This is a genomic window from Corynebacterium pseudotuberculosis, assembly GCF_002155265.1.
Taxonomy (GTDB): domain Bacteria; phylum Actinomycetota; class Actinomycetes; order Mycobacteriales; family Mycobacteriaceae; genus Corynebacterium; species Corynebacterium pseudotuberculosis.
The window spans coordinates 2,015,978-2,041,157 of sequence record NZ_CP021251.1; the positions used below are offsets into that span (position 1 = coordinate 2,015,978).

Genomic DNA, 25,180 nt, shown 5'->3' on the forward strand with positions numbered 1-25,180 from the left:
ACCTTAGCTGGAGTTTGGCTTATCAAGATGTTTAAGCGCCGCTATTCGAGCATTACGCAGATTTTGACTTGTCTTCCTAATGCTTCGGGCCATGCCGTCGATCTTGTCTAGGAAGGTTTGTGGGGCCACAACCATATCCTCTGCGTTAGGACCTTCTGGGCACGAATGAGCTATGCCATTCAATTTGTCTAGGAGATCGGAGGAAGCCCGCATCTCTGAACAACTAGAACCACGGAGTCGATCAGCCGCACGACGCTGCCGATCAACCTCATCTCGGCATTCTTTGCAATGTACAAGGTGTATTTTCGCGCGATGGGCTGCGACACTGCTGAGTTCATCGTCGACAAGCGCAGCTACAGCTTCCGGGTTAAGATGCTCAACCGAGGCAAAGTGCCGATTTTTTTCGACTTTACTGTTGCGGTGTTGATGGGTCACTCTTTCCACCTCCGCCTCGTACTCTACCGTTGTTTTTAGTGGGACATCGGTAGGAGGAGTTGGGCGTCTTCATTAGTCGCCGCCGCTGCCTCTAAACTCGCACGCAATTGGGAGCGTCCACGATGAATCCGTGAACGGACGGTGCCCATTTTCACGCCCAATGTATCTGCTATCTCGTCGTAGCTCATCCCCACAACGTCACACAAGACCACCGCGACTCGGAAGTCCGGCCCAAGATCATCAAGAGCTTTTTGCAACGCTGGATCCAAGTTGGCGATGTTATAGGCCTGCTCCGGAGTCATGGTTGTGCCCGGCACCCGGTCGCAGTCCTCAGGCAATGCCTCCATCCGAATCTTAGAGCGATGCCGCACCATATCTAGGAATAAGTTGGTGGTGATCCGGTGCAGCCATCCCTCAAAAGTGCCTGGTTGGTAATTCTTCAGAGAGCGGAAGACGCGCATAAAGGTTTCTTGTGTCAGATCCTCTGCATCATGTTGGTTACCGGAAAGCCGAAACGCCAGGCGATAAACGCTATCTGCGTGCTCCGCGACGAGCTCTCCCCACGTAGGCATCGATCCGATACCAGCGTCGAATGCAGCAGTTCCGTTCAGCTCAGCCGCTTCATGTGTCTGATCTAGGCTTGAGCTGGGTGAAAGGGAACCACTGTTCGATGTCATGAAAGGTATTTTGCCCGACTCTTCTGGGGAAAACCAGCTAGAAGTCTGGAAAAACGCTGTCAAAACTCAATCTTTCTCAAATCGTGATCAAATACAGTTTCTGATAACAATTCCCATGCGCCACAGATGTCACAACCTGCGCGTTATGCGCTATTTCTCTGACGTTTTACCTAAACTTAGCCACTGTGAATGCTTCTAACGATTATCTCCGCGATTACATTGAGTCGACCGCCATCGTAGGCGATGTCCTCGCTGCCGCTTGCGAAGATGCACAAGAGTTTGGCCTTGCGCTCCCCGATACGGTGACGGGCACCCTCCTAACCACGCTAGCGGCCACCGCACGTGCGCAGGGGGCTATCGCAGTTACCCCTGCCGCCGGCGTCGTTGGGCTTCATCTTCTTGCCGGTTTGAGTGACTCTGGGATCTTAACGTGTATTGATCCTGAACCGGAGCATCAAAAACGAGCGAAACACACGTTCCGCGAAGCAGGTTACTCCCCATCGCGTATTCGATTCCTGCCCTCTCGTCCGCTCGATGTTATGGGACGGCTGGCCACTGATTCTTATCAAATCGTTTACGGGGAAGTCTCGCCTGTAGACCTTAAAGCCTTCACTGACGCGGCTCTCCCCCTCCTATCCACCGGCGGAGTATTGGTCCTCGCGGATTCATTGCTCGACGGCACGCTTGCCGACGCCACTAGGAAGGATCGAGACACCGTCGCAGCGAGGGAAGCAGACGAGTACATTTCTTCCCTTGATAACGTGATCGTCGCGCGTCTCCCATTAGGCGCTGGCATCACGTTGGTGACCAAAAAGTAAAACTGGGTGCGTGGCCTTGTAGAGCCGCACACCCAGTCGTGTGGTCTTTTTAGACCACTTGGTTTTTGCCTACGACAACCACGCCACCGGGACTAATTTGGAAGCGTTGCGAGTCTCGGTCGCGATCCACCCCAATAAGTGTCCCATCGCAGACAACAACGTTCTTGTCTAGGATGCAGTGGCGCACTACCGCGCCTTTCCCAATTCTTACGCCCGGCATGAGGACTGAGCCCTCAACCGTGGCGCCTTCCTCGACAACAACGTCTGTGGACAGCACTGAATTTCTCACTGTTGCGGCAGAAATAATCGAGCCTTGCGCCACCATCGACGACTGTGCAATTCCTCCCTGAACAAACTTTGCCGGCGGAAGATCGCTAAGGTCAGTGGAACGAATAGGCCACTGCTGGTTATAGAGATTAAAAATAGGATGGACGGAAATAAGGTCCATGTGGGCCTCATAAAAAGCATCGATAGTACCCACGTCGCGCCAATAGCCGCGATCTCGTCCCGTTGATCCTGGGACTACGTTTTTATTGAAGTCATACACGTTGGCTTCACCCAAAGAGACAAAGTACGGGATTATGTCCCCGCCCATGTCATGATCTGAATCGGCGTTGGACTCGTCTACTTTGAGAGCGTCGATAAGCGCTTTGGTGCTAAAGACATAGTTGCCCATAGAGGCATACGTCATCTCTGGGTCATCGGGAGTCCCCGGTGGGTCCTGAGGCTTTTCCAAGAACTCAGTGATGTTGTTGTTCTCGTCTGCCTGTATGCAACCAAAAGCACTCGCCTCGCTGCGTGGGATTCTGATGCCAGCCACCGTCACAGACTTACCTGACGCAATGTGATCGGACACCATCTGTTCAGGGTCCATCCGGTAGACGTGATCCGCTCCGAACACAATCACGTAGTCAGGCATCTCGTCATATACCAGGTTCAAAGACTGCAAAATAGCATCCGCAGATCCCTGGTACCAGCGCTTTCCTAGGCGCTGTTGCGCGGGAACGGACGCAATATACTGGCTGGCTGGACCACTAAACTGCCATGATTGCGAGATGTGGCGGTCAAGCGAATGCGATTTGTATTGCGTGAGCACACAAATCTTCAAATACCCCGCATTAACCAAATTGGACAGGACAAAGTCGATCAGTCGGTAGGTGCCGCCGAAGGGGACTGCAGGCTTTGCCCGGTCCTCAGTAAGAGGATAAAGGCGCTTGCCTTCTCCCCCAGCGAGCACGATTGCTAAGACGTTTTGTTGGCTCCTCACATTGCCTAATGTAATGGGAAATGATGAGTTCCGCAGGAAATCTTCAGCACTGGGATACACAACACTCAACAAAAAGTCGGCGACATAGTTAATCTCAACAGTATGAGAGTTGCGATGTTGTCTAAGGAATACCCACCAGAGATCTACGGCGGCGCCGGCGTTCACGTCGCTGAGCTGACCCGCTTTATGCGGCAAATCGTTCCCGTCCAGGTGCATTGCATGGGGGCACCCCGAACAGAACACGATGTATACGTCCATGGCGTCGACGAGGCCTTAGCTGATTCCAACCCGGCTATTGCTACACTCTCCACGGGACTTCGTATGGCCAATGCGATACGCGACGTGGACGTTGTTCACTCACACACATGGTACTCGGGACTAGGAGGGCATCTCGCTGGTCTACTGAACGGTATCCCCCATGTAGTTACCGCACACTCCCTCGAGCCAGACCGCCCATGGAAACGCGAACAGCTAGGAGGAGGCTATGACATTTCCTCTTGGTCAGAGCGCAACGCTATGGAAAATGCTGATGCGGTCATCGCTGTTTCCGCGAAAATGAAAGAAGCTGTACTCACCGCCTACCCGCGTATCGACGCAGACAAGGTCAAAGTTGTGCTTAACGGCATAGACACCGATCTGTGGCGACCCCGCCCCACATTCGGTCAGGCAGAAAACTCTGTTCTCATGGACCTTGGAGTAGACCCGCAGCGCCCGATCGTGGCTTTTGTAGGAAGGATCACACGGCAGAAAGGTGTCGAACATCTCATAAAAGCCGCGCGTCATTTTTCTCCAGAGATTCAACTAGTTCTCTGCGCGGGCGCTCCCGATACACCAGAAATTGCAGCAAGAATCCGTGGGCTCGTAGAGAAGCTACAAAGCGAACGCGACGGCGTCATATGGGTTCAAGACATGCTGCCAAAAGAAAAAATCCAAGAAATTCTTAGCGCCGCAGATGCCTTCGTGTGTCCTTCCATTTATGAGCCGCTGGGGATCGTCAATCTAGAAGCAATGGCCTGCGGCACAGCCGTTATTGCTTCAGATGTTGGAGGAATCCCTGAGGTTGTTGTAGACGGACGCACCGGAAATCTAGTTCACTATGATGAGGCTGATCCGGAGGGCTTCGAGCACGATTTAGCGCACGCAGTTAACGCCCTCATCGATCACCCCAGCCGGGTCAAAGAATTTGGCAACGCAGGGCGAGATCGTGCGGTCAATGATTTCTCATGGGCATCGATTGCGCAACAGACAATTGATGTTTATCGCTCCCTCTCCTAGTCGCAGCACTGCTGCAAGATCTAGAAAGCACGACTATTCTAGGCGAGCATGAGTGACCATAAAGCTCTGTTAACTGAGCGCCATACTATTTTTCAAAGTTCGCTAATGACCGCCCTTCTCGATGGCATCTACGACGGAGAAATCTCCATCAGTGAGCTCCTCGGCCATGGAAACTTTGGCATCGGCACCTTCGACGCTCTCGACGGGGAAATGGTCATTCTAGATGGGGTCTGCTATCAGCTACGCGGAGATGGCTCAGCGCGCGTAGCTGACTTGTACCAACGCAGTCCTTTCGCCATAGCAACCAACTTTGTACCGCGGATCAGTGCGGAAGCGCCACACGGGATGAGGAGGGAAGAGCTCAGTCGGTTTATCTCTTCCCTCCTTCCTAGTGAGAACTACATGTACGCTGTTCGAATCACGGGAACTTTCAGCCATGTATCAGTAAGAACCGTCACCAAACAGGAACGGCCTTATCGTCCTATGACAGAAGCAACCGGCGATGACTCCGAGCTCGTCTTCCACGACACAACCGGAACTATCGCTGGTTTTAGGACTCCTGTTTATGAAAAAGGCATCGGCGTCCCCGGGTGCCATGTCCATTATGTAGATGACGCCCGCACTGCTGGCGGACACGTCCTAGATTTCACTATGACCCACGGAACCGTAGAGGTATGCCCCGGCACTGATCTACAGCTCAGGCTTCCTCTCACTCAAGACTTCAGCACGGCCTCCCTGTCACCAGATGACCTAGACCAACAGATTCACGCCACGGAAGTAAAGAGCTAGGAGAATAATTCATGGCACATCGCCCCGAACTACACGTCACTCCGGAAACCGGCGTCCTCGATGCCCCAGCAGGGGCGCTTTTCGACGGACAAACGTGGCATGTCTTCCACCAGTTCCGCCCCAAATTAGAGTCCGGTGCTCGTTGGGCCCACACTGTTGCAGACGAAACTCCTTTTGACTGGGATATTTGCGACGACGTCCTAGCTCCCGATAATGATGAAGTCCGAGTGCGAGCCGGATCGGTGACGTCTACGGATAACACTGCCCGTCTCTATTTCACATCCGTCTCTCCTAGCGGCGACGCCATCCACTTGGCCGAGATCGCTGAAATCGATAGCACAGTCGCTGACATTAGCGATGATCCTTCTATGATCGATCCTCATGTGCGCCGCGTAGGAGGGGTAGTAAATAACCAAGAGGGACTCAGCAATTTCCGCTCCCCATGCGTAGTTCCTAACTGGGCCACCGAGGATGATCGCGAGGAGGGGCATAAAGGTTGGATTATGCTTGCTGTGACAGGCAACGTAGAGTCCCCGACTCTTGCCATTCTTGATTCTCGCGACGGAGTCGACTGGTCCTTGCGAGGACCACTAAAAATCGTCGGAGACTCTGGTGTTGAGGGAGAAAGACTTGTAGCACCACGTATTATCCGGCTTCGCGACGAAATCGATAACAACATTTACGACGTTCTCATCGTTACCGTAGAAACCGGCGGCATCGACCGCTCAGGGTATCTCGTCGGAACGCTCAGCGGTCGTATATTCACCGTGGATTCCCCCTTTGAACGCCTCGACTACGGACACGACTTCACCCGTCCGCGCAACACCAACTACACCGCCGAGGCGCTCAGTGACCTTGATGAGCACCGCTACGACACTGCCTATTTATTTGGATTGATGAATGGAATTGGGCGTCTCGACGACCCCAGTAAGCATTTAAGTTTCATCGAAGAGAAATGGGCTAACTGTTTGTCTTTTCCTAGGAAGATGACGCTGCAAGGCGGAAAAATCTATCACACACCGGTAACCGGCCTTCCTAGCGCCGTGAAAAGCTCCGATTACGCCTCTATGTGGACTTCCATCATGGATGTGCCTGAAGGTGAAGAAATTACCATCACCTTGCACGATTCAACGGGACAAGTGGCAGCCTCAATCACTCACCGTGGCGATTTACTTGAATTAGATAGATCTATGAACCCCCAACATCTCGGCGACGATATCGCTATTGCCCCGCTGACTGAGGGGGACACAGACTCCATGACAATCATCGTGGATGGATCTACCGTAGAAGTATTTGCGGATGGCGGGCAGGTGGCAATGGCCAGTCGCGTGTACTTCAACGGCCATTGCGAGGAGTTTGCGGTTGTTGCTAGCAAAGGATCAAGCATCTCTCACACCGATGAAATCCGTCCGATGAAGAGCGTCCTTTTTACAGATGAAGACGAGAAAGGCCCTGTGCGCTAGCCTCAGCGAAAACAAAAGCCGGCTCTGGAAAATGTGAATCCTTGAGGCCGGCTTTTTCGTCCGTAGGAGAAGGAGTTAGACCTTTCTAAAACGAGTAATCATAGCTCGCGCAGTTACTTCCATCACTGGCGGTAGCGTTGCGATTCTCTCAGCTAAAACATCTGGATGGATGTGACGAGCCGAAGGACTCATCCCGATCTGGGTAGCAATGGAGTCTTGGTCTAAGCGCATAGTAAATTGAACTGGCTCTGGCTCTCCTACCGGTGTAAGGTGCCCGGCCGCCTGATCGATCATTCTTTGCACTTTTCCTTGTTCCACATCGATAATGCCGAGTGGCTCGCGCAGCTCGCCCAGGTGTCCGGTATCGGCGGTGAGCACGATAACTTGGCCACCAGGCTTGAGCACACGAGCAAACTCGGAGGCGTTTCTTGGCGCAAAGACTACGGTAATAGCGTCGATGGAGGCGTCTTGAATAGGAAGACGGGACCAGGCGTCGGCGACTACGGCGCCTACGCGTGGATGACATTTTGCCAGAAGTTTCGCGGCAGGAACGGATACATCGATGCCGAGCCCGACGGAATTATCAACGTCGTCAAGCGTGTGCGCTAGATAGTAGCCCGTTCCGGCCCCAATCTCGCAGATAGTAGGGTGGGCGTCGTCTGCAACACCGGCCTCGTCGAGGACAGTATGCACCGCAGAGCTTACGGCTTCTACGAATGGTGCAAAGTGACCGCTGGATAGGAAGGTTTCACGGGCGCGGATCATCGACGTATCGTCGCCAGAATAGCGCAGACCGGCGCCTCCAGCGAGAGTCACATAGCCCTGACGTGCAACATCAAAGCTGTGCCCAGATTCGGACACTAGCCGCGTGGACTCGTCGACCAAGCTCAGTGGTGTTCCATCAGTAGGATCGGCAAGAACATCAATGACATGTGAAAGCACGCTACATGGGCTCCTTGATCAAATAAGTTTTATTGGGATACTGCAGTCAGCAAAGCACCAAGCTCGGCGGCTTCTTCCTTGTTAAGCTCGATGACCAAACGGCCACCCCCATCAGTAGGAATCCGCATTACAATCTTGCGGCTCTCGAAAACAGCTTCCATCGGCCCATTACCTGTACGAGGTTTCATGGCTGCCATGCAATCACCGATTCCTTAAACTCTATTGCATTGAAAAACTTTGTCGATAAAAACTACCGACCATCACGCTTAACCAGTCTACTCGTTTCCTTTGTGAAGCGTTTGACACCGTAGCTCCCTCACCTGCTGCTCAAGCTCTTCAATCACCGCATCCACCTGGTCCTGACGATATCCTCGCAGCACTGTTTCAAATCGCACTGATTCCAGATCTCCCCGGCGAACAGCCTCTACGTTCTGCATCGTCAAGTCCGACGACGTACACAGCGGCTCCGAGGCTTCCCCGCGTCCGAACAACGCCCCTAGAAGCCACGAGAGCACAGCGACGAAGATCACTAATAAAACGATGAGCACAATCCACGACACCATAGCTACACCAGTCCTTTCTACTTGCTCCCTAGGATAGGGACTTTAGCGTAGGCCTCTCTCCTACTCGCTGATTCAGCACACCGGCACGACTCAAGATAGTCCTTGTCACGATGTCGGCCATCGGGGCAAGCTCTTCCAGAGGTCGATTACGATGGGCTCGCCTGCCGACGTTCACCTCTGTTATCGCCGCCGGACCCTGGAGACGGGCGACGTCGATAAGCAACCCGACTTCCACCCCGTAGCCATCAACAAAGGGCAGGCTACGAGCTGTGTCGGAGCGAATCGCGTATTCCCCTCCTAGCGGCTGAGTAACCTTTGCCAGCTCCGGAAACAATGTGCGGAGCAGCGGCTTTGCCGCCAGTTCAGTAACGCGCCCGCCACCGCTAGGAGAGGAAGCAAAAGCCCGCTGGTAGGAGGCTTTGACCAAGTGGATATTCGGGTCATATAAAGGCGTCGCTAGGTCGGTCACAATCGTCGGAGCGATCTCTATCAAATCGGCGTCTAGGAATACAATGACGTCACCGGTAGCCGCGGCTGTTCCTCGCCAGAGTGCTTCCCCTTTTCCTAGTCGCGGTGGCAGCGCCACAGGTTCTTTCCAGTTAATGACGCGAGCACCCGCCCGGCGCGCCTCAGCCGCGGTCGCATCTGTGGAATCGGAATCAATGACGAGGATCTCCCAGGGGTCTGCGTTCGCTGCTACGCGCACAACTTCTCCTACCGTCGCTTCCTCGTTGAGCGCGGGGATCACCACCGAGATTTTCACGCCAAACCTCTAGTTGTTTTCAGCGGAGAAACCGTTCCTTGAATCGCCGCAGTCATCCGAATCACGTCAATTGTTTCTTCCACTTGATGCGAACGAAACGCCGCCACGCCTCGCTCCGCAGACCATGCTGTTGCCGCCAAAGTGCCAGGCACTCGCTTATCGACGTTCCGAGCAAGCGTTTCTCCAATAAAATCCTTATTGGACAGAGCCATGAGAACAGGCCATCCGGTGGCCACGATTTCGTCGATTCGTCGTAGAAGCTCAAGCCCGTGGAAGGTGTTTTTGCCAAAGTCATGAGTGGGGTCGATGAATATCTTGTCTTCTGGTACTCCTAGGGACACTGCGTGCTCCGCTTGCCGCGTGGTTTCATCGATAACCGCATGCACCACGTCGTCGTAATGCACGCGATACGGCCTTGTCCTAGGGACCACGCCGCCGGTGTGTGAGCAGATATATCCAACTCGACGATCTCCAGCGACTTCTACGAGTTCTGGATCGTAACCGGCCCAGGTGTCGTTGATGAGCGCGGCGCCTGCGTCGACGGCTAACTCGGCGACTTTTGCGCGCCAGGTATCCACCGAAATGATTGTCTCGGGGAAAGCCTCGTGCACCGCAGCGATCACCGGCACCACACGGTCTATTTCTTCAGAAATGGAAACAAACTCACCTGGCCCGGCTTTGACCCCACCGATATCCACGATCCCGGCACCGGCTGCAATCACTGCTCCTGCACGCTTGATTGCGGCATCAAAAGCATGAGTTGCACCATGATCGTAAAAGGAATCGGGCGTCCTATTTACGATCGCCATCACCGTAGCTAAGCCTTCAGTGCCTAGGAAGGCGCTCCTAGGCATCGGGAGTTTTGCCCTTTGTAGGCTCAAATAGCGTTGTATGCGTATCAACGATGTGAGCGACGGCTTCTTCCACCGAGTCCGTGACTAGGAAGAGGTCTAAGTCTGTCTCTGCGATCATGCCTTCTGTCACGAGGCGTTCTTTTAGCCACTCCACCATGCCTCCCCAGAACTTCTCTCCTAGTAACACGATGGGAAAATTAGTCACTTTTCCGGTTTGGACCATGCATAGAACCTCAAACAGCTCGTCGAGTGTCCCTAGGCCACCGGGAAGACAGACAAAAGCTTGCGAGTATTTAAGGAACATCGTTTTGCGTGCGAAGAAGTACCTAAAGTGAAGACCCAAGTCGACGTATTTGTTAATTCCTTGCTCATGCGGAAGTTCAATGCCCAGCCCCACAGAGAGACCCGCCGATTCACATGCTCCTTTATTCGCGGCTTCCATAAGGCCGGGGCCACCGCCGGTGATTACGGCGTAATTCGCGTCGACAAGTTCTTTTCCTAAGCGCACGCCCATTTCGTAGTAGGGATGATCGGTGCCGATTCGAGCAGAGCCGAACACCGTCACGGCAGGAGGCAATTGGGAAAGCGCATCAAATCCAGTAACAAACTCACTTTGGATGCGTAGGACGCGCCAGGGGTCGTCATGAAGCCAACCGTTATCAGCAGGAAACTCCAAAAGCCGTTGATCGTAGGTCCCGGGTTGCGCATCTTTGGATTCACGGATCAAAACCGGGCCGCGCAATAAGCGTCTTTTTTCTGCCGAGGGTAGTTTTTCTGCGCTCATTCTCTCTCCTAGGTACGAAGGTAGTCCAACAAAGTGTTGGAGACGTCTGTGATCATGTGAACCGGGCACTGCTCGTCTTTCTTATGGCAGTACGAGGGGTCACCCGGGCCAAAATTCACTGCAGGAATTCCCATTTCAGAAAAACGAGACACATCAGTCCAACCATATTTAGCACGAAATTTTCCGCCCGTTGCGCGTAGGAGAGAGACAGCAGCCGGACGGTCCAGTCCCGACCGCGCTCCCGGCACCGCGTCATCCACCTCATAGCTCACCCCGCTAGGAAGGGAGAGGGTCTCCAGCAAATGCGCCATCGCATCGTCCAGGCTGCGGTCCGGGGCAAAACGGAAGTTTACAAACATCCAGGCTTCATCGGGAATCGTGTTAGTGGCTACACCAGATTCACAGTGCACGATATTGAGTCCCTCGTGGTAGAGGCAGGCGTCGACAAGTTTTTCCTGAGCCTCATAATTCGCGATACGGGAGATAACAGGCGCTAGGAGATGCATGGCGTTCGTTCCTAGCCACGAACGCGCAGAATGCGCTCGCACACCGTGCGCCGTGATCCGGAGACGAATAGATCCTTGGCATCCTGCTTCGATGACTGCTCCTGATGGCTCTCCTAGTAAGGCGATATCACCTTGAAGCCATTCAGGGTGTGCTTGTTGCAGATGACCTAATCCGTTGTATTCGCTGGAGACTTCCTCGCCTTCATAGCAAACGATCGTAAGGTCTTGTGCTAATTCTTGGGAATTAGCAAGGGTGGCAAAAGCATGCAGATATACAGCCATGCCGGATTTCATGTCGACGGTTCCACAGCCAAAAAGTACGTCATCGATGAGAGTGGAAGGAACATTATCTGCTGTGGGTACGGTGTCGATGTGTCCGGCTAGGATAACTCTGCTTCCTAGTCCCCGATGGGTGCGCGCAACCACGGTATTCCCATGACGCAGTACTTCTACGTTAGGAATGGACTTCAAGGCCTGTTCGATCAGATCCGCAATATGCTCCTCGTGGTGAGAGGGGCTTTCAATGTCCACCAGTACACGGGTTAATTCAATAGGGTCAGCAGTCAAGTCCAACATGACTACACAGAATACAGCCCACTGTAGGGTACTGGTTCAATGAAGTTAGTGAAACGCTGACACCGCTACTAATCTCTTCACCATGATTCACCACGGCGCCGATGCCACGGGGATAGCAAATATCGCGATGGATGGAACAGTCCTCGACACTTGGTACCCCGCCCCCAGACTCACCAGCTCCCCCATGCACCCCACAGGCACTACCCGCCTAGGAGCACACCATATATCACCGAAACTCCTCAACCTCGTGCGTATCGACGAAGACCGTCGCGTCGAGCAAATTGCCGTACACACCACCATCGCGGATCTCTCTTCCCCTCCTATCGATGCTCACGACGTCTACCTCCGGCTGCATCTGCTCTCCCACCGCATTGTTCGGCCGCATGACATCAACATGGACAACGCCACCGATCTCCTAGCAATCGTCGCATGGACAAATAAAGGACCATGCTTACCCGATGACTTTGAGAATGTCCGCACCTCCCTGCGTTCTCGCGGGCTCATCCATGTCTATGGGATAGATAAGCTTCCTCGTATGGTGGACTACGTTGTTCCTAGCGGCGTAGAAATTACCGAAGCCGAGCGCGTGCGACTAGGAGCGCATCTTGCACCGGGGACTAAAGTCTTACGCGAAGGCTACGTTTCTTATAACGCCGGAACCCTTGGGCCAGGACGCGTCGAAGGCCGTCTCTATGCTGGGACCGTCGTAGGCGACGAACTCGATCTAGGAATCTCTGGTTCCCTGGTTCCAGACAAAAACACCAAACGCCTCCGGGTAGGAAATAACTGCAGGCTCGGGCTTGGCGCCGCGGTTATTGGAATCGATCTCGGAGACAACATAACTGTCTGCAACAACATCGTGCTCGACCCCGCGACGCAGATCTACGACGCTTCATCAGAACAGCGCTGCACAGCCGAATCATTACGCGGAAAATCTAATTTTTGCGTCCAAATGGAGTTCGGGCATCCGGAGCCTGTAGTTCACTTCCTCTCCTAGTCATCGCACCTGCACGAGGGTGCAGACATAAAATTAGCTAGCCGTTGATTATATTCCGAGCGCGTGTCGGGTTAAAGTCTTCTCATGACTGAAGCAACCTCCGAGACCGGGCTCGGAAGCGGACTTAAGACCCGGCATCTCACGATGATGGGGCTAGGATCGGCAATCGGCGCCGGCCTCTTCCTAGGGACGGGCGTAGGAATCGCTGCTGCCGGCCCCGCCGTTCTCATCGCCTATATCATCTCCGGTATCTTCGTCGTTTTTGTGATGCAGATGCTAGGAGAGCTTGCGGCAGCACGTCCTGCCTCTGGCTCATTCTCCATCTATGCAGAACAGGCATTCGGCCGTTGGGCAGGGTTCAGCCTGGGCTGGCTTTATTGGTTCATGCTCACCATGGTTCTCGGCGCTGAAATGACAGGAGCGGCGGCGATTATGGGGCAATGGTTTGGCATCGACCCATGGATTCCCGCATTAGTGTGTGTTGTATTTTTCGCAGTAATTAACTTTGCCCAAGTCGGTGGTTTTGGCGAGTTCGAATTTTGGTTCGCGTTTATCAAAGTCGCGGTTATCATTGTCTTCCTTATCATTGGCGTCCTACTCATCTTCGGCCTCCTACCGGGACACGATTACGTAGGAACACGACACTTCCTCGGCGACGGATTCATGCCCAACGGAATCACAGGAGTAGCAACTGGCCTCCTAGCCGTAGCCTTCGCATTCGGCGGCACTGAAATCGTCACGATCGCCGCAGCGGAATCAGAGGACCCCAAGACCGCTATCGCCACAGCAGTGCGCTCGGTAATTTGGCGAATTTCAACGTTCTATCTGGGCTCGGTGCTCGTCATCAGCTTCCTACTCCCCTACAGCCAAATCGGCGGCGCAAAAACTGCTGCGCAGTCTCCTTTCACCATCATCCTAGGAATGGCCAACATTCCAGGCGTAGTTGGCTTCATGGAAGCCATCATTGTTGTTGCTCTGCTCTCTGCCTTCAACGCGCAGATTTACGCTACTTCTCGTTTTGTGCATTCCATGGCGCAACGAGGAAATGCCCCTAGGATGTTTGCATCGACAAATCGTGGGGGTGTCCCCATCGCAGCGGTGATCCTGAGTATGGTTTTTGCGTTCGCTTCCGTTGGACTCCAGTATTGGAATCCTGCGGGACTCCTCAGCTTCCTACTCAACGCAGTAGGAGGATGCCTTATTGTCATCTGGAGCATGATTTCCCTGTCCTATATCAAGCTGCACCCTGAGCTCGTGAAAAACGGAGAGATCACCACAGTCCGCATGTGGTGCTATCCATGGCTCGCCTGGTTTACCGTTGCCGGTTTTGTGGGACTCACCCTCCTCATGCTTTCCGACGACTCCTCCCGCAGCCAAATCACCTCTGTAACCGTTGTCTTTACGGTTTTGATTATCTTGTCATTCCTCACTAGGAAAAAGAGTAAGTAGACTCCCACACATGACTTCTGCACTAGCCATTGGACTTGCAACAATCACCGACGATGGAACCGTCCTAGACGCATGGTTCCCGAGCCCACGCCTCGACGCCTCCACAGATACCGAAACCATCACTCTCCACGGCGACGACATACCCGTCGAGCTCCGCAGCCTCGTTGGTGAAGACGCGGACCGAGGTGTGCGTCGTGAAGCAATTCGCACCGGAATTTCAGATCTCGCTGCCCCTCCTACCGACGCCTACGACGCGTACCTGCGCCTGCATTTACTTTCGCACAGATTAGTCAAGCCACATGGTCAGAATCTGGATGGAATTTTCGGCCTCCTCACCAATGTCGTGTGGACCAACTACGGACCCTGTCAGATCAATGACTTTGAAATGACCCGTGCGAAGCTCCAGGCACGCGGTCCGGTTACTGTTCACCTCGTGGATAAGTTCCCACGGATGGTCGACTACGTCCTTCCTAGCGGCGTTCGCATCGGTGATGCCGACCGAGTCCGACTCGGCGCGCACCTTGCCGAAGGAACCACAGTCATGCATGAGGGATTTGTTAACTTCAACGCAGGAACCCTCGGAGCATCCATGGTGGAAGGCCGAATCTCTGCCGGCGTAGTAGTAGGAGACGGCTCAGATGTAGGCGGCGGCGCATCCATAATGGGCACGCTCTCGGGTGGAGGAAAGCACGTTATTTCAATCGGCGAACGCTGCCTCCTAGGCGCGAACTCTGGATGCGGTATTCCGCTCGGCGACGACTGCGTCATCGAGGCGGGCCTTTACGTCACTGCAGGCTCCAAAGTCATCGTCCGTGGTGCCGTCGCTGAGGCGCTGCAGCTCGAGGACGGCGACAGCACCAAGGCTCTCCTACTCGCAGGAGCTAACAACGTTTTGTTCCGCCGTAATTCCATCAGCGGTGCTATCGAAGCCACTGCGTGGAAAACTAAAGCGGTTGAGCTCAACATCGATTTGCACTCCAACTAGCGCTCACCCATACATCTAACGAATATCCAGCAGGGGAAAAGAATAGCGTGATCGCTGTTCTTCTCCCCTCTTGCCGCGGAAAGACCCCGTCATGACAAGTGAAAACACCACGCGACTAGGAAGTGGACTGAAAGTCCGACATCTCACGATGATGGGACTGGGATCAACAATCGGCGCCGGCCTCTTCCTAGGCACGGGCGTCGGAATTAAAGCCGCGGGCCCCTCTGTGATTGTTGCTTATATCATCGCAGGATTCATCGCAGTCATGATTATGCGCATGCTTGGTGAAATGGGATCCGTAGTACCGGCTTCCGGTTCTTTTTCTGAATATGCAGATGCTGGAATTGGGCACTGGGCAGGTTTTATCCAAGGGTGGGTTTATTGGCTCGCTACCGTCGCTGTCCTAGGCGCTGAGATAACCGGCGCTGCGGGTTTTGTTGCATCATGGCTAGGAATCTCACCGTGGATCCCGGCGCTTTTCTTTGTGGTGATATTTGGTACCGTCAACCTCCTACGCGTGCGAGCATTCGGGGAATTCGAGTTCTGGTTTGCTTTCATCAAAGTCGCAGTCTTGATCCTTTTCTTGTTCGTCGGATTCCTACTCGTGACGGGACTGCTGCCCGGACATAGTTTCGTGGGACTCAAGCAAATCGAGAGCGAAGGGTTTATGCCAAACGGCCTCAGCGGTATCGCTGCGGCTCTCCTAGCCGTTGCCTTCGGTTTTGGCGGTATTGAAGTCGTGGCCATTGCGTCTGCCGAGTCTGAGGATCCACAACGGTCTTTAGTCAATGCCGTGCGAACCACGATTACTCGCATCAGCATTTTTTATCTTGGTTCCGTAGCTGTGATCGTCCTCCTTCTTCCTTATTCCTCGCTAGGAAAGGCACATAGTGCCGCCGAGAGCCCATTCTCTCAGGTTTTAGCGATCGCCGGTATCCCAGGTGTCGTAGGAACGATGGAAGTCGTCATTGTTTTGGCTTTACTATCAGCGTTCAACGCCCAGATTTATGCGAGCTCTAGGATGATGATGTCGTTGGCGGAGCGTCGACAAGCTCCTCGAGCTTTCGCTCGAGTTAACAAACAAGGCGTTCCTACAACAGCGATCCTTTTATCGGTGGTTCTCAGTATCGTCATGGTATTGCTCAACTACCTCGATACCGGCTGGTTGCTCTCTTTCCTACTCAATGCTGCGGGCGCATCATTGCTCACGGTTTGGACTTTCGTTGCTGTTTCCCAACTTAAGTTGCGCCGCCGGCTTGAGGCTTTGTCTCCGTCCCTAGGAGTGAGAATGTGGGCCTATCCCTGGCTGACCAGTTTCACTTTGGTTGTCCTCGCCGGTCTAGCAGCTCTTATGCTCAGTGATGCACATGCGCGGGTTGAGCTGTTGTCTGCGTTAACGATGGTCGCAATCCTTTTCCTAGCGAGTTTGGTTGCGGTTAGACGACCTTTTGAAAAAGCGCAACTGCCTGGAGAGAATTCCACAGCTATCGGGTCAGATTAATCCTTCTTTCACAGGCTTGTGGCGTTTAGTCCCTAGGAGAAAGAGGAAAGTCCCTTCCGTGTTTTAGCCTCATCGCTATGAACATCGAAGGGGCTTTTTCAGTTTATTCCACCAGTGGCATCCAGATCGCTAGGTTTCTATTTGAGCTGAACCAGACAACGTCCCGAGAGGATATTGCTGCCCGATTTGGTTTCCATCCTCAGTGGCTAGGCTCGATATTGAAATTGGGGCGTGATTTATTTGGTGAGAAGAGAGCATCAAAACAGCGGCAGGAAGCTATCGCTGTAGCAGAAGAAAACTGTTTGGGCATAGAGATCCTGCGAGTTACCAATGCTGCGTTGAGCAAGCTGTCTAAGGAGGCGTCGATAAGCAGGGAGGCTCTCCGGAAACGGTTATATCAGTGGGCGCAAGGCAAAACCGTACTCGAAGCAAAAGCTGAGGCAGCGGCACAAGTAGTCGCGCTCAATAACGAATGTGGGAAGCCACCCCAGGTGCCAGCTGCTCGCATATCGCGCAACACCGACGCAGATGGGATGCGTCATTTGCACGCTTCGCTTCACGACGACGACGCCAGCGCCATCAGCGAAAAGCTAAACTCACTGGCCCGGCATTTACGACGTCGCAACCCCGACCTCACGTACTCACACGCCTTGGCCCTGGCGCTTAAACAGAGCATATTGCGTCATGATGCTGCTGAGATTCCGCGTCGTGAAGGCCTCATCCTCCTACCCGCTGACGGGCTCACGCATATTGGCGACGGCATGCTAGCAACCACTGATGGCGCGCTTATTCCTGCTAAAGATCTTGCAGAACATCTCCTTGCAGATCTTGGTTATGCGGTTGTCTACGCGCTTAATAAAGAAGGAATCCCTGAACCTGTCGATCTTTTCCGCACCAAACGCTACGCCAACGCAAAGCAGCGCATCATCCTCACCGCAGATCAACTCACTTGCGCTGACCCAAACTGCCATAGACTCGCCAACAACTGCGAAATACACCACCTCCAGGCGTGGCAATTCGGCGGCGAAACAAACCTCAAGAACCTCGTTGCATGCTGTTCAACTCACAACAAGCTTAACGACGACAACCCCCTTCGCCCCAACAACGGACACTACATACGCATGCCACGCACCGGCCGCGCCGGTCTACAGCCCCCATCCGACGACGCGCAGCCACGCGCCAGCATCCTCCCCTTAGCCAGAAAATCTGGTCGATACTGGGCCTGCCAGCATTTCGGGATAGCCTCCTAGGCTTATACCGGCTCCGCTACCTGAACAACAACCGTCTTTGGTTTTCTAAACGTCCACATCTTATTGATAATAAAGTTCACCGGCATGGCCACCACAATCGAGATGGCACTTGCCCAATAGAACTTTGTGCGTAGTCCTGAAGAATCGTCAAAAATCACAGACGACAACGCGATCGGTGAAGTTGGGTTCATCAACAATGTAGCCACCACCTGGCTCACAAAAAACGCTCCTACTCCCGTGAGTAGGAAGGGAAAGAAGCCTCGCCACCACGAAGTCATATGGGCAGCTTTAAACGTCCACATCCTGTTCAGCTGATAATTCCACGTATTAGCGGTGACAAACGCAATTGTCATAAAAACGTGGTACCAACGAATATGGAAGGAGGATCCCAGGAGATTATAAAAAGCGTCATGCTCAGACACTCCTCCTACCCACCAAGCAATTTTCTTGGCTAGGACTGTAACCGCCAGGTTCACTACGGTGCCGGATCCACCAACGATTCCGAATTGGATGAACTGCCGCAGGCTCCTAGTCATCCGTATTTTAGAATTTTCGGACACCGAGTCTCTCCTCCTAGTGAGCAATTAACCTTGTTGATTGTAGCGGTAATCGAAAATTCTTAAAACTCCCGACACGGGATTCATAAATCTTAATTGTGTCATGTAGCGCCTTAGCAGCTACAAAGAATGATAAGTCCCACTCTCCTAGCGACTTTGCGGAGCTTTTATCCATTGATTTTTAGTGTTGTAAACGAGTAGCAAAAGCCGCCACCCGTTCATCAGCGGCAGTAAGCGCAATACGCACATATTTTTCTGCACTAGGACCATAAAAATCACCTGGAGCAACGAGTATTCCCCGTTCAGCAAACCATTCCACTGTAGAACGACAATTTTCTCCTCGCGTTGCCCACAAATAAAGCCCCGCTTCTGAATTTTCGACGGTAAAGCCGGCGTCGACAAGCGCGCGTAGGAGGATTGCTCGGCGGCGTGCGTAACGTAATTTCTGGAGTGTTTCTTGGTCGTCATCGTTAAGCGCAGCGGTCATCGCGGCTTGAATTGGGCCAGGAATCATAAGACCTGCGTGTTTGCGCACTTCGGTGAGTTCAGAGATGAGGTCTGCGTCACCGGCTAAGAAACCTGCTCGGTAGGAGGCGAGGTTGGAAGTTTTTGAAAGCGAATGAATCGCCAGAAGGCCCGTTTGGTCTCCATCGTTGACCCGCGGATCTAGGATAGACGCAGCTTCACTTTCCCAGGTCAGCCCTAAATAGCATTCATCCGAAGCAACGATGACATTGTTTTCTCGTGCCCATGCCACGATCGTGCGCAGCGTCTCGATATCAAGAACTTTGCCAGTAGGGTTCGAAGGAGAGTTGAGATAGACAAGATCGATGTCTTCAGCGCTGGGAAGAGTATGGGGAGTATCGCTGCGCTGGGGGGTAGCTCCTGCGATAAGAGCGGAAACCTCATAAGTGGGGTATGCCACTTCTGGGATTATGACAGTGGAGTTGATCCCTAGGAGAGAGGGTAAGAGCGCAATAGCTTCTTTTGTTCCAACAACCGGCAGAACCCCTCCTACTCGCGGGATGTTGTAGCGCCTGGCGAGAGATGCGATTATGGCGTCGCGAAGTTCGGGCGTTCCGATGGTTTGGGGATAGCCAGGAGCTGCAGCGGCCTCTGCTAATGCGAGGCAAATGCCTGGGGAGACTTCGTCGATAGGCGACCCCACAGATAGGTTGACTATTCCGTCTGGGTGCGATTGCGCCTTGATTTTTGCTTCCGAGAGGGAGTCCCAGGGGAAATCAGGGAGCTTTGTTCCTAGCGGGCTGCGGCTCATGGTCCGTCCTTTGAAGAGTTTTACGCCTGTGGAGGGAGGTCGGCTACTAACTTGGCATCGAAGTCTTGTGGGCCAAGTTTGGCTGCGCCACCTGGTGAGCCTAGGTCGTCGAAAAACGCGGCGTTAGCGTCGTTATAGTCCAACCATTCGTCTGGGACGTCGTCCTCATAAAAAATTGCTTCTACCGGGCACGCAGGTTCACAGGCTCCACAATCGACGCACTCATCGGGGTGGATGTATAGGGAACGCTTTCCCTCATAGATGCAATCGACTGGGCATTCCTCAACGCATGCTCGATCCATGACATCAACGCAGGGCTGTGCGATTGTGTACGTCATTGCTTACAGATCTCCACTTCACGTATTCGGATGATTCGATTCATTATGTCACTTTCCGCGCAGTAGAGGCCAACCGCCTCCTACAAAACCTGCGATCATGAGTAGGAGGGGGCGAAAGCTGGCTCCAAACAACTGATCGCCCGTCATCCCTCCTGCCACCATAAGACCAAAAAATCCTAGCGCCCACGCATACATTGGTATCAATGCAATGGCTGATTTTTTGGTCCACAACAGCGCCGTTTTTGTAAGGACCATATTAAATAAGAATGCGATTGCGACGGTATAAGGCGCAGGTACAGGTCCAACCCAGGTGTTGAGGTAGACGATCTCTAGTAGGACAGAGATAACCCCTCCTAGCGAAAGCCAGAAAAGTCCCCATGCGGCTTCTCCCCTACTAAATTCTTGGTATACGTAGGAGCGATTATCATAATTTGTTGTTTGCTCAGCCACTCTTTTTATCTCACTAATTCTGCGACGATATCGATGCCGCTAGGAAGGGAGCCGTGCCCCATCTGGTAGCACTCCGTGCCTAGGAGGGGTTGGGCGATCAAGTTACTCAGCGCAAAAACAGCCGGCGCCGCCTTCGGATCACTCACGCCCGCGATGGCTGCTTGAGGATTTGTAACAGATGTGGAACCGTCTGCAATCCAGAGTTGAGTTGCGTGAGCCTTCATAGCTTCTTTTTTTCGCGCGAAGGCTTCGTCACTCAACGAGAGTCGGACGTCAACGCTCTCGACGCACGCTACTTCCCCTTGACGTGGGCGTCGCCAAGCTTTGGGGACGGCGCTGATGGCATCAAGCCCTGCGTCAAGATCTGTTTTATTTGTCACCGCCCAGAGGACGCGGGCGACGGGAACTCGCCGAATAGCTGCATGAGTAATCATGTGTGCTTGAATATGGTCTGGGTGCCCGTACCCACCATCGGGGCCATAGGTGATCACGAGATCGGGTTCAATTCGCGCCAGGATCTCGGTAAGTTGTTCCACCGCCTCCTCACCGGATGAGATGAATGCGCGGGGATGCTGGTTAGCTTTATCGCCTATCATTCCCGAGTCGCGCCAATACCCGGCCCCACCGAGGTATTCTCCTCGCGCGCCTAGGAGAGAGAGGGAGCGGGACAACTCCCCAATCCGGAATCCCCCCAGCTGATCGGCCGCATCTGCGACGAGCCCTTGGTAGGGCTCACCGATGACTTCCCCTTGCTCTCCTAGCGTGCAAGTAATAACGGTGACGTCAGCACCACGAAGGGAAAGCTCCGCGATGAGGCCTCCAGTCCAGATGGCTTCATCGTCAGGGTGAGCGTGGACGGCTATTATTTTTTTGCCAATAAGGTCGCGCATTAATCCTCTTTGGGGGTCCAGGTGGCCAGGGCTGCAAGTTCTTCTGGCCACTGATCTGACTGCGGGTTCGGTCCTACGATGCGGCTGTCGCGAACTTGTAGTCGCAGGTCTTTGGTGATGTCCGTAGTAAAGTGTTGGCTCGCTTCAATATTGTCGGCAATAAGGTTAAAGTCCTCTGGATGACGAGCTCCAGCGAGCACATCGCGGATTTCCGCGTCTGTCTGTTTGTTGCACCAATTGGTGAAGTTCGTAGCTGGTTTAGGACGTGAGCACTGATAGCGATCAAGATTGTTCGCAGAACTCCACGTCATGATGGCGTCCACGCCGCCGTCGATAAGCTTCGTGCCTAGGAGGGAAGTGATGTCCGCAGTCACGAGCTTCGCCCCTACCCCATGGCGCGCAAGGAGGTCCACGAGTGCGCGGGCAGCATTTTCTGCATGTGGGTCTGCCGGATCAACGCCGATCCTCACATCTCTTCCTAGCGCCGTAAGCAGGTCCGCATGGGGGTCGTAGTTTTCGGGCCCCACTACCAAATCGCTAGAACGCCCCATAGCCAGCCTGGCGATCAACCGGCGGTCCACTAGCGACTGCAACTCCGCCCGCTGGGCTTCGCTCAGATTAAGGTTGGCAATCAGCTGAAGCTTCAGAGGACTTTCCTGCGTGCGCACCTGGGTGTTCGGCATGAGCTCAAAAGTCTCGCGAGCAACCTCCGTAGGAGTGATGTCAAGGTAATGGATCTGCCCTGCCCTCAGCATCTCTGCCCCCTGGGCTACGTCGCGTACTTCAGAAAATGTAATCGTCTCATTCTTTGCAGGGTTTTTGCCCCAGAATCGATCATTGCGGTTAAGCGTAAGGATCCCTCGTTGCTTATCGACGTTCGCCAGCGAATACTTCCAACCCGAAGCCGGAATGTTGTGGGCCATTACTGAAGCAAAGCTGGCGTCACTATCCCGTAGGAGATGGCTGGGTAGGAGGGAGGAAAATAAAGTTTTCCAGTTCGCAATTTTCGTAGCAAAATCCACTTCTACCGTGCGTCCGCCATTAGATGAGCGAATACCTGTTATTGCTCGATACTTTGACGCATCTAGCACGCCCGGATTTGTAGACTTCGCCTCCCATAAATATTGGAAATCAGACACCGTGATCGGGGTTCCATCGCTCCACTGCGCCTCCGAACGAATGGAATAGCGCACCGTTTGAGCAACACCTGCGCCGGCAGCTGGTTCTATCTCCTGTGCGGAAGTAAGAAGATCAGCATTAATCTCCCCTCCTACAAAGGCGCTAGGAAGGACGAGGGAGGCAAGCGCACGAACAAAAACCGAATCATCCGATAACACGTGTGGGTTCAGTCCCCCAGTAATCGGATCTATGCCTATCGACAGCGTCTTCTTGGTCTTTTTCTCCGGTTTCGGCGTCGCTGAAGTGCTGCTAGCCGCGCTAGTAGCAGGTGTAGCTTCCGGCTCTTTTTCCACCGGGGCGGGACCCGGGTTTGCCGAACACGACACAAGCACCGCGGTCGAGACTGTTGCTAGGAAAACGCGGTGCTTGTTCATCATGCAAGCTATCTTACTTGTTGCGTGCCTTCTCACGTGCACGGGCACGTCCACGCTCGGTGGCGTTGAGAATCACCTTGCGTACGCGCAGTGCATTGGGCGTGACTTCCACGCACTCGTCTTGGCCACAGAACTCCATGGCTTCATCCAAGGAGAGCACGTGTGCTTTGGCCAGGGTGACCGTTGCGTCGGCAGTAGCTGAGCGCATGTTGGTCAGCTTCTTTTCCTTAGTGATGTTCACGTCCATGTCTTCATCACGGTTGTTTGCGCCGACAACCATGCCTTCATAGGCCTCCATGCCTGGCTCGACAAAGAAGTTGCCGCGGTCGGAAAGCTGGGTGAGAGCGTAAGCGGTGATCTGTCCGGAACGATCAGCCACGAGGGATCCGGATGCGCGTCCTTTGATTTCGCCTGCCCACTCATCGATGCCCTCTGAGTAGGAATTGGCGATACCAGTGCCCCTGGTCTCAGTGAGGAAGATCGTACGGAAACTGATTAGACCGCGCGCTGGGACCTTGTATTCCATGCGCACCCAATCATCAGAGATGTTGTCCATGGACAACATCTGTCCTTTACGAGCAGCCATGAGCTGGGTGACGTTACCTTGATACTCCGACGGAATATCAATAACCATGTGCTCATAAGGCTCATAGAGCTTGCCGTCGATGGTCTGAGTGACTACCTGAGGCTTGCCGACGGTCAGCTCAAAGCCTTCACGACGCATCGTTTCCACGAGAACCGACAGCGACATTTCACCACGACCCTGAACTTCCCACGCGTCTGGGCGCTCAGTAGGAAGGACGCGGATGGATACGTTACCAATCAATTCCTGGTCCAAGCGTGCCTTAACCACACGCGCAGTCAGCTTGTCTCCGCCGCCACGGCCAGCCAAAGGAGAGGTATTCACACCGATGGTCATGGAGATCGCAGGCTCGTCCACTGTGATGCGAGGAAGAGCAACAGGATTTTCCGGATCCGCGAGAGTGTCACCGATCATCACGGAATCGATACCGGAGATAGCAGCAATGTCACCCGCTACGACCTCATCTGCGGGCACACGAGTCACGCCAACGGTACGCAACAGCTCAGCGATTTTAGCGCTCTTAATGTGCTGGTTGCCGTCTTCGTCGTAGTGAATCCAAGCAACTTGCTGCCCCTTCTTCAATGTTCCCGAGTGCACGCGGATCAAACCAATGCGGCCTAGGAAGGAGGAAGAGTCCAAGTTGGTCACGTGTGCCTGCAAGGCCCCCTCAGAGTTAACGGTGGGCTCTGGCATGACGTCGTAGATGACGTCGAAAAGCGCCTGCAGGTCTTCAGCATCGGGGATGTTGCCGTTGCCGGGGTTTTCCACGGATGCTTTACCCTCACGGCCAGAAGCATAGAGAACCGGTAAATCGAGTAGTTGCTCAGCTGCTTCTGCGGCCTCCGGATCATCCAAAGCCGAAGCCAGTTCTAGGAGGAGGTCCTGAGATTCCTCGACAACCTCGTCGATACGCGCATCAGGACGGTCCGTCTTGTTTACCAAAATGATCACTGGCATTTTGGCTGCTAGCGCCTTGCCCAGAACGAATCGGGTTTGCGGAAGCGGGCCTTCGGAAGCGTCGACAAGCAAAACAACGCCATCCACCATGCTCAAGGCACGCTCAACCTCGCCACCGAAGTCAGCGTGACCTGGCGTATCGATCACGTTAATAACGAGATCGTTGCCGTCTTTGCCGGCACCTTTACGCCGAATGGCCGTGTTTTTGGCCAGGATAGTGATGCCCTTTTCCTTTTCTAGGTCTCCAGAGTCCATCACGCGATCGACGAGCTCTGCATGTTCATCAAAGGCGCCTGACTGACGCAACATGGCGTCTACAAGGGTGGTCTTTCCGTGGTCAACGTGCGCAACGATGGCTACATTGCGAAACTCTGGACGGGTCAAAAGTGTCTCCTGAAAAATTGGATGCGCCGGATAAATATCGTGCCGCAAAATTGTGCGGAGAGTTCGGACGCATAGTACAGCGCTGTTACATTACTCCACTTACCCACTCCTACGCATGTTAGAAACCTGAATACATCAACATGTAACAAAAAGATCACGATGAACGACGTGTACCAAGAGGGGAATTTGTTAATTCCTTCGCAGTGAGAATATTAATTAGTAACCCTTGACACCGTTAAAGCAGTGACTACTGTTATTCTGGTAAACTCTTGTGATTATTGTGACTTGTTTATTGTGC

At 53.6% G+C, this 25,180-nt stretch carries 26 protein-coding genes; 9 read left to right on the forward strand and 17 right to left on the reverse strand.

All coding sequences use genetic code 11. The features are described 5' to 3' along the window. Positions 1 to 3 precede the first annotated feature (3 nt). Together CpATCC19410_RS09245 and sigE are read right to left on the reverse strand one after the other, a co-directional pair. Positions 4 to 435, reverse strand: a complete 432-nt coding sequence (locus tag CpATCC19410_RS09245; RefSeq protein WP_013241648.1) for an anti-sigma factor family protein — start codon at positions 433 to 435, stop codon at positions 4 to 6. Positions 436 to 470: 35 nt separating this feature from the next. Continuing rightward, positions 471 to 1,112: an RNA polymerase sigma factor SigE gene (gene sigE / locus CpATCC19410_RS09250; RefSeq protein WP_013241647.1), complete on the reverse strand. Its 642-nt coding sequence runs from the start codon at positions 1,110 to 1,112 to the stop codon at positions 471 to 473. A gap of 185 nt (positions 1,113 to 1,297) precedes the next feature. On the opposite strand from sigE, the gene CpATCC19410_RS09255 reads away from it, so the two are divergent. Further along, positions 1,298 to 1,930, forward strand: a complete 633-nt coding sequence (locus CpATCC19410_RS09255) for an O-methyltransferase (RefSeq protein ID WP_013241646.1) — start codon at positions 1,298 to 1,300, stop codon at positions 1,928 to 1,930. 49 nt (positions 1,931 to 1,979) lie between these two features. On the opposite strand, the gene glgC is transcribed toward CpATCC19410_RS09255, so the two are convergent. Continuing rightward, a complete protein-coding gene (gene glgC / locus CpATCC19410_RS09260) occupies positions 1,980 to 3,197 on the reverse strand; it encodes a glucose-1-phosphate adenylyltransferase (RefSeq protein ID WP_014522519.1) in 1,218 nt (405 codons plus the stop codon). Between the two features lie 102 nt (positions 3,198 to 3,299). On the opposite strand from glgC, the gene glgA reads away from it, so the two are divergent. The 3 genes from glgA to CpATCC19410_RS09275 are packed head-to-tail and all read left to right on the forward strand — an operon-like array spanning position 3,300 to position 6,724. Continuing rightward, a complete protein-coding gene (gene glgA / locus CpATCC19410_RS09265; RefSeq protein ID WP_014401102.1) occupies positions 3,300 to 4,472 on the forward strand; it encodes a glycogen synthase in 1,173 nt (390 codons plus the stop codon). A 48-nt stretch (positions 4,473 to 4,520) separates the two neighbouring features. Further along, the gene (budA, locus tag CpATCC19410_RS09270; RefSeq protein ID WP_013241643.1) at positions 4,521 to 5,261 is read left to right on the forward strand and encodes an acetolactate decarboxylase; all 741 of its coding nucleotides are present in this window, start codon (positions 4,521 to 4,523) and stop codon (positions 5,259 to 5,261) included. A gap of 11 nt (positions 5,262 to 5,272) precedes the next feature. After that, complete coding sequence (locus CpATCC19410_RS09275; RefSeq protein WP_086591960.1) at positions 5,273 to 6,724, forward strand: glycoside hydrolase family 32 protein; 1,452 nt, start codon at positions 5,273 to 5,275, stop codon at positions 6,722 to 6,724. Positions 6,725 to 6,799: 75 nt separating this feature from the next. Here CpATCC19410_RS09275 and CpATCC19410_RS09280 read toward each other — a convergent pair whose 3' ends face one another. The 7 genes from CpATCC19410_RS09280 to dapE form a co-directional block, all read right to left on the reverse strand. Then, complete coding sequence (locus CpATCC19410_RS09280; RefSeq protein WP_013241641.1) at positions 6,800 to 7,666, reverse strand: methyltransferase domain-containing protein; 867 nt, start codon at positions 7,664 to 7,666, stop codon at positions 6,800 to 6,802. Between the two features lie 29 nt (positions 7,667 to 7,695). Continuing rightward, the gene (locus tag CpATCC19410_RS09285) at positions 7,696 to 7,863 is read right to left on the reverse strand and encodes a DUF3117 domain-containing protein (protein WP_013241640.1); all 168 of its coding nucleotides are present in this window, start codon (positions 7,861 to 7,863) and stop codon (positions 7,696 to 7,698) included. Positions 7,864 to 7,941: 78 nt separating this feature from the next. Beyond that, positions 7,942 to 8,229, reverse strand: coding sequence for a DivIVA domain-containing protein (locus tag CpATCC19410_RS09290; protein ID WP_013241639.1), 288 nt, complete (start codon positions 8,227 to 8,229; stop codon positions 7,942 to 7,944). A 28-nt stretch (positions 8,230 to 8,257) separates the two neighbouring features. Beyond that, positions 8,258 to 8,992 (reverse strand): glucosyl-3-phosphoglycerate synthase, encoded by a 735-nt coding sequence (locus CpATCC19410_RS09295; RefSeq protein ID WP_013241638.1) that lies wholly within the window; start codon positions 8,990 to 8,992, stop codon positions 8,258 to 8,260. Then, positions 8,989 to 9,846 carry a dihydropteroate synthase gene (gene folP / locus CpATCC19410_RS09300; RefSeq protein WP_013241637.1) on the reverse strand — a complete coding sequence of 286 codons (858 nt, stop codon included), beginning with the start codon at positions 9,844 to 9,846 and terminating at the stop codon, positions 8,989 to 8,991. Before folP ends, CpATCC19410_RS09295 begins: the two co-directional genes overlap by 4 nt. Further along, positions 9,839 to 10,630 carry an LOG family protein gene (locus tag CpATCC19410_RS09305; RefSeq protein WP_014401100.1) on the reverse strand — a complete coding sequence of 264 codons (792 nt, stop codon included), beginning with the start codon at positions 10,628 to 10,630 and terminating at the stop codon, positions 9,839 to 9,841. Before CpATCC19410_RS09305 ends, folP begins: the two co-directional genes overlap by 8 nt. Positions 10,631 to 10,638: 8 nt before the next feature. Further along, the gene (dapE, locus tag CpATCC19410_RS09310; RefSeq protein ID WP_013241635.1) at positions 10,639 to 11,712 is read right to left on the reverse strand and encodes a succinyl-diaminopimelate desuccinylase; all 1,074 of its coding nucleotides are present in this window, start codon (positions 11,710 to 11,712) and stop codon (positions 10,639 to 10,641) included. A gap of 82 nt (positions 11,713 to 11,794) precedes the next feature. On the opposite strand from dapE, the gene CpATCC19410_RS09315 reads away from it, so the two are divergent. The 5 genes from CpATCC19410_RS09315 (at position 11,795) to CpATCC19410_RS09335 (ending at position 17,894) form a co-directional block, all read left to right on the forward strand. Next, positions 11,795 to 12,709, forward strand: a complete 915-nt coding sequence (locus CpATCC19410_RS09315; RefSeq protein ID WP_013241634.1) for a DapH/DapD/GlmU-related protein — start codon at positions 11,795 to 11,797, stop codon at positions 12,707 to 12,709. A gap of 84 nt (positions 12,710 to 12,793) precedes the next feature. Beyond that, positions 12,794 to 14,158, forward strand: a complete 1,365-nt coding sequence (locus tag CpATCC19410_RS09320) for an amino acid permease (protein ID WP_014401097.1) — start codon at positions 12,794 to 12,796, stop codon at positions 14,156 to 14,158. Between the two features lie 10 nt (positions 14,159 to 14,168). After that, the gene (gene dapD / locus CpATCC19410_RS09325; protein WP_013241632.1) at positions 14,169 to 15,143 is read left to right on the forward strand and encodes a 2,3,4,5-tetrahydropyridine-2,6-dicarboxylate N-succinyltransferase; all 975 of its coding nucleotides are present in this window, start codon (positions 14,169 to 14,171) and stop codon (positions 15,141 to 15,143) included. Between the two features lie 91 nt (positions 15,144 to 15,234). Then, on the forward strand, positions 15,235 to 16,644 hold the full coding sequence (locus tag CpATCC19410_RS09330; protein ID WP_013241631.1) for an amino acid permease: 1,410 nt from the start codon (positions 15,235 to 15,237) through the stop codon (positions 16,642 to 16,644). 77 nt (positions 16,645 to 16,721) lie between these two features. Continuing rightward, positions 16,722 to 17,894 carry an HNH endonuclease signature motif containing protein gene (locus tag CpATCC19410_RS09335; protein ID WP_013241630.1) on the forward strand — a complete coding sequence of 391 codons (1,173 nt, stop codon included), beginning with the start codon at positions 16,722 to 16,724 and terminating at the stop codon, positions 17,892 to 17,894. 2 nt (positions 17,895 to 17,896) lie between these two features. Here CpATCC19410_RS09335 and CpATCC19410_RS09340 read toward each other — a convergent pair whose 3' ends face one another. The 7 genes from CpATCC19410_RS09340 to typA all read right to left on the reverse strand — a co-directional run bounded on the left by CpATCC19410_RS09340 (position 17,897) and on the right by typA (position 24,882). After that, entirely contained in the window at positions 17,897 to 18,454 is a 558-nt protein-coding gene (locus CpATCC19410_RS09340) for a GtrA family protein (RefSeq protein ID WP_013241629.1), read from the reverse strand. A 178-nt stretch (positions 18,455 to 18,632) separates the two neighbouring features. Beyond that, the gene (dapC, locus tag CpATCC19410_RS09345) at positions 18,633 to 19,727 is read right to left on the reverse strand and encodes a succinyldiaminopimelate transaminase (RefSeq protein WP_014401095.1); all 1,095 of its coding nucleotides are present in this window, start codon (positions 19,725 to 19,727) and stop codon (positions 18,633 to 18,635) included. A 20-nt stretch (positions 19,728 to 19,747) separates the two neighbouring features. Continuing rightward, positions 19,748 to 20,065 (reverse strand): ferredoxin, encoded by a 318-nt coding sequence (gene fdxA, locus CpATCC19410_RS09350; RefSeq protein WP_013241627.1) that lies wholly within the window; start codon positions 20,063 to 20,065, stop codon positions 19,748 to 19,750. A 48-nt stretch (positions 20,066 to 20,113) separates the two neighbouring features. After that, positions 20,114 to 20,515: a hypothetical protein gene (locus CpATCC19410_RS09355; protein WP_013241626.1), complete on the reverse strand. Its 402-nt coding sequence runs from the start codon at positions 20,513 to 20,515 to the stop codon at positions 20,114 to 20,116. Positions 20,516 to 20,520: 5 nt separating this feature from the next. After that, positions 20,521 to 21,405: an N-acetyl-1-D-myo-inositol-2-amino-2-deoxy-alpha-D-glucopyranoside deacetylase gene (gene mshB / locus CpATCC19410_RS09360; RefSeq protein ID WP_013241625.1), complete on the reverse strand. Its 885-nt coding sequence runs from the start codon at positions 21,403 to 21,405 to the stop codon at positions 20,521 to 20,523. Beyond that, on the reverse strand, positions 21,405 to 22,961 hold the full coding sequence (locus tag CpATCC19410_RS09365) for an ABC transporter family substrate-binding protein (protein WP_014300605.1): 1,557 nt from the start codon (positions 22,959 to 22,961) through the stop codon (positions 21,405 to 21,407). Before CpATCC19410_RS09365 ends, mshB begins: the two co-directional genes overlap by 1 nt. 10 nt (positions 22,962 to 22,971) lie before the next feature. Continuing rightward, complete coding sequence (gene typA, locus CpATCC19410_RS09370) at positions 22,972 to 24,882, reverse strand: translational GTPase TypA (RefSeq protein WP_013241623.1); 1,911 nt, start codon at positions 24,880 to 24,882, stop codon at positions 22,972 to 22,974. Positions 24,883 to 25,180 lie beyond the last annotated feature (298 nt).

Coding starts and splice junctions, on each gene's coding strand:
- sigE (WP_013241647.1), bottom strand. CDS start 1,112: ATGACATCGAACAGTGGTTCCCTTTCACCCAGCTCAAGCCTAGATCAG.
- glgA (WP_014401102.1), top strand. CDS start 3,300: ATGAGAGTTGCGATGTTGTCTAAGGAATACCCACCAGAGATCTACGGC.
- budA (WP_013241643.1), top strand. CDS start 4,521: ATGAGTGACCATAAAGCTCTGTTAACTGAGCGCCATACTATTTTTCAA.
- CpATCC19410_RS09275 (WP_086591960.1), top strand. CDS start 5,273: ATGGCACATCGCCCCGAACTACACGTCACTCCGGAAACCGGCGTCCTC.
- CpATCC19410_RS09285 (WP_013241640.1), bottom strand. CDS start 7,863: ATGGCAGCCATGAAACCTCGTACAGGTAATGGGCCGATGGAAGCTGTT.
- CpATCC19410_RS09290 (WP_013241639.1), bottom strand. CDS start 8,229: ATGGTGTCGTGGATTGTGCTCATCGTTTTATTAGTGATCTTCGTCGCT.
- folP (WP_013241637.1), bottom strand. CDS start 9,846: ATGCCTAGGAGCGCCTTCCTAGGCACTGAAGGCTTAGCTACGGTGATG.
- CpATCC19410_RS09305 (WP_014401100.1), bottom strand. CDS start 10,630: ATGAGCGCAGAAAAACTACCCTCGGCAGAAAAAAGACGCTTATTGCGC.
- dapE (WP_013241635.1), bottom strand. CDS start 11,712: ATGTTGGACTTGACTGCTGACCCTATTGAATTAACCCGTGTACTGGTG.
- CpATCC19410_RS09315 (WP_013241634.1), top strand. CDS start 11,795: ATGATTCACCACGGCGCCGATGCCACGGGGATAGCAAATATCGCGATG.
- CpATCC19410_RS09320 (WP_014401097.1), top strand. CDS start 12,794: ATGACTGAAGCAACCTCCGAGACCGGGCTCGGAAGCGGACTTAAGACC.
- dapD (WP_013241632.1), top strand. CDS start 14,169: ATGACTTCTGCACTAGCCATTGGACTTGCAACAATCACCGACGATGGA.
- CpATCC19410_RS09330 (WP_013241631.1), top strand. CDS start 15,235: ATGACAAGTGAAAACACCACGCGACTAGGAAGTGGACTGAAAGTCCGA.
- CpATCC19410_RS09335 (WP_013241630.1), top strand. CDS start 16,722: ATGAACATCGAAGGGGCTTTTTCAGTTTATTCCACCAGTGGCATCCAG.
- dapC (WP_014401095.1), bottom strand. CDS start 19,727: ATGAGCCGCAGCCCGCTAGGAACAAAGCTCCCTGATTTCCCCTGGGAC.
- fdxA (WP_013241627.1), bottom strand. CDS start 20,065: ATGACGTACACAATCGCACAGCCCTGCGTTGATGTCATGGATCGAGCA.
- mshB (WP_013241625.1), bottom strand. CDS start 21,405: ATGCGCGACCTTATTGGCAAAAAAATAATAGCCGTCCACGCTCACCCT.
- CpATCC19410_RS09365 (WP_014300605.1), bottom strand. CDS start 22,961: ATGATGAACAAGCACCGCGTTTTCCTAGCAACAGTCTCGACCGCGGTG.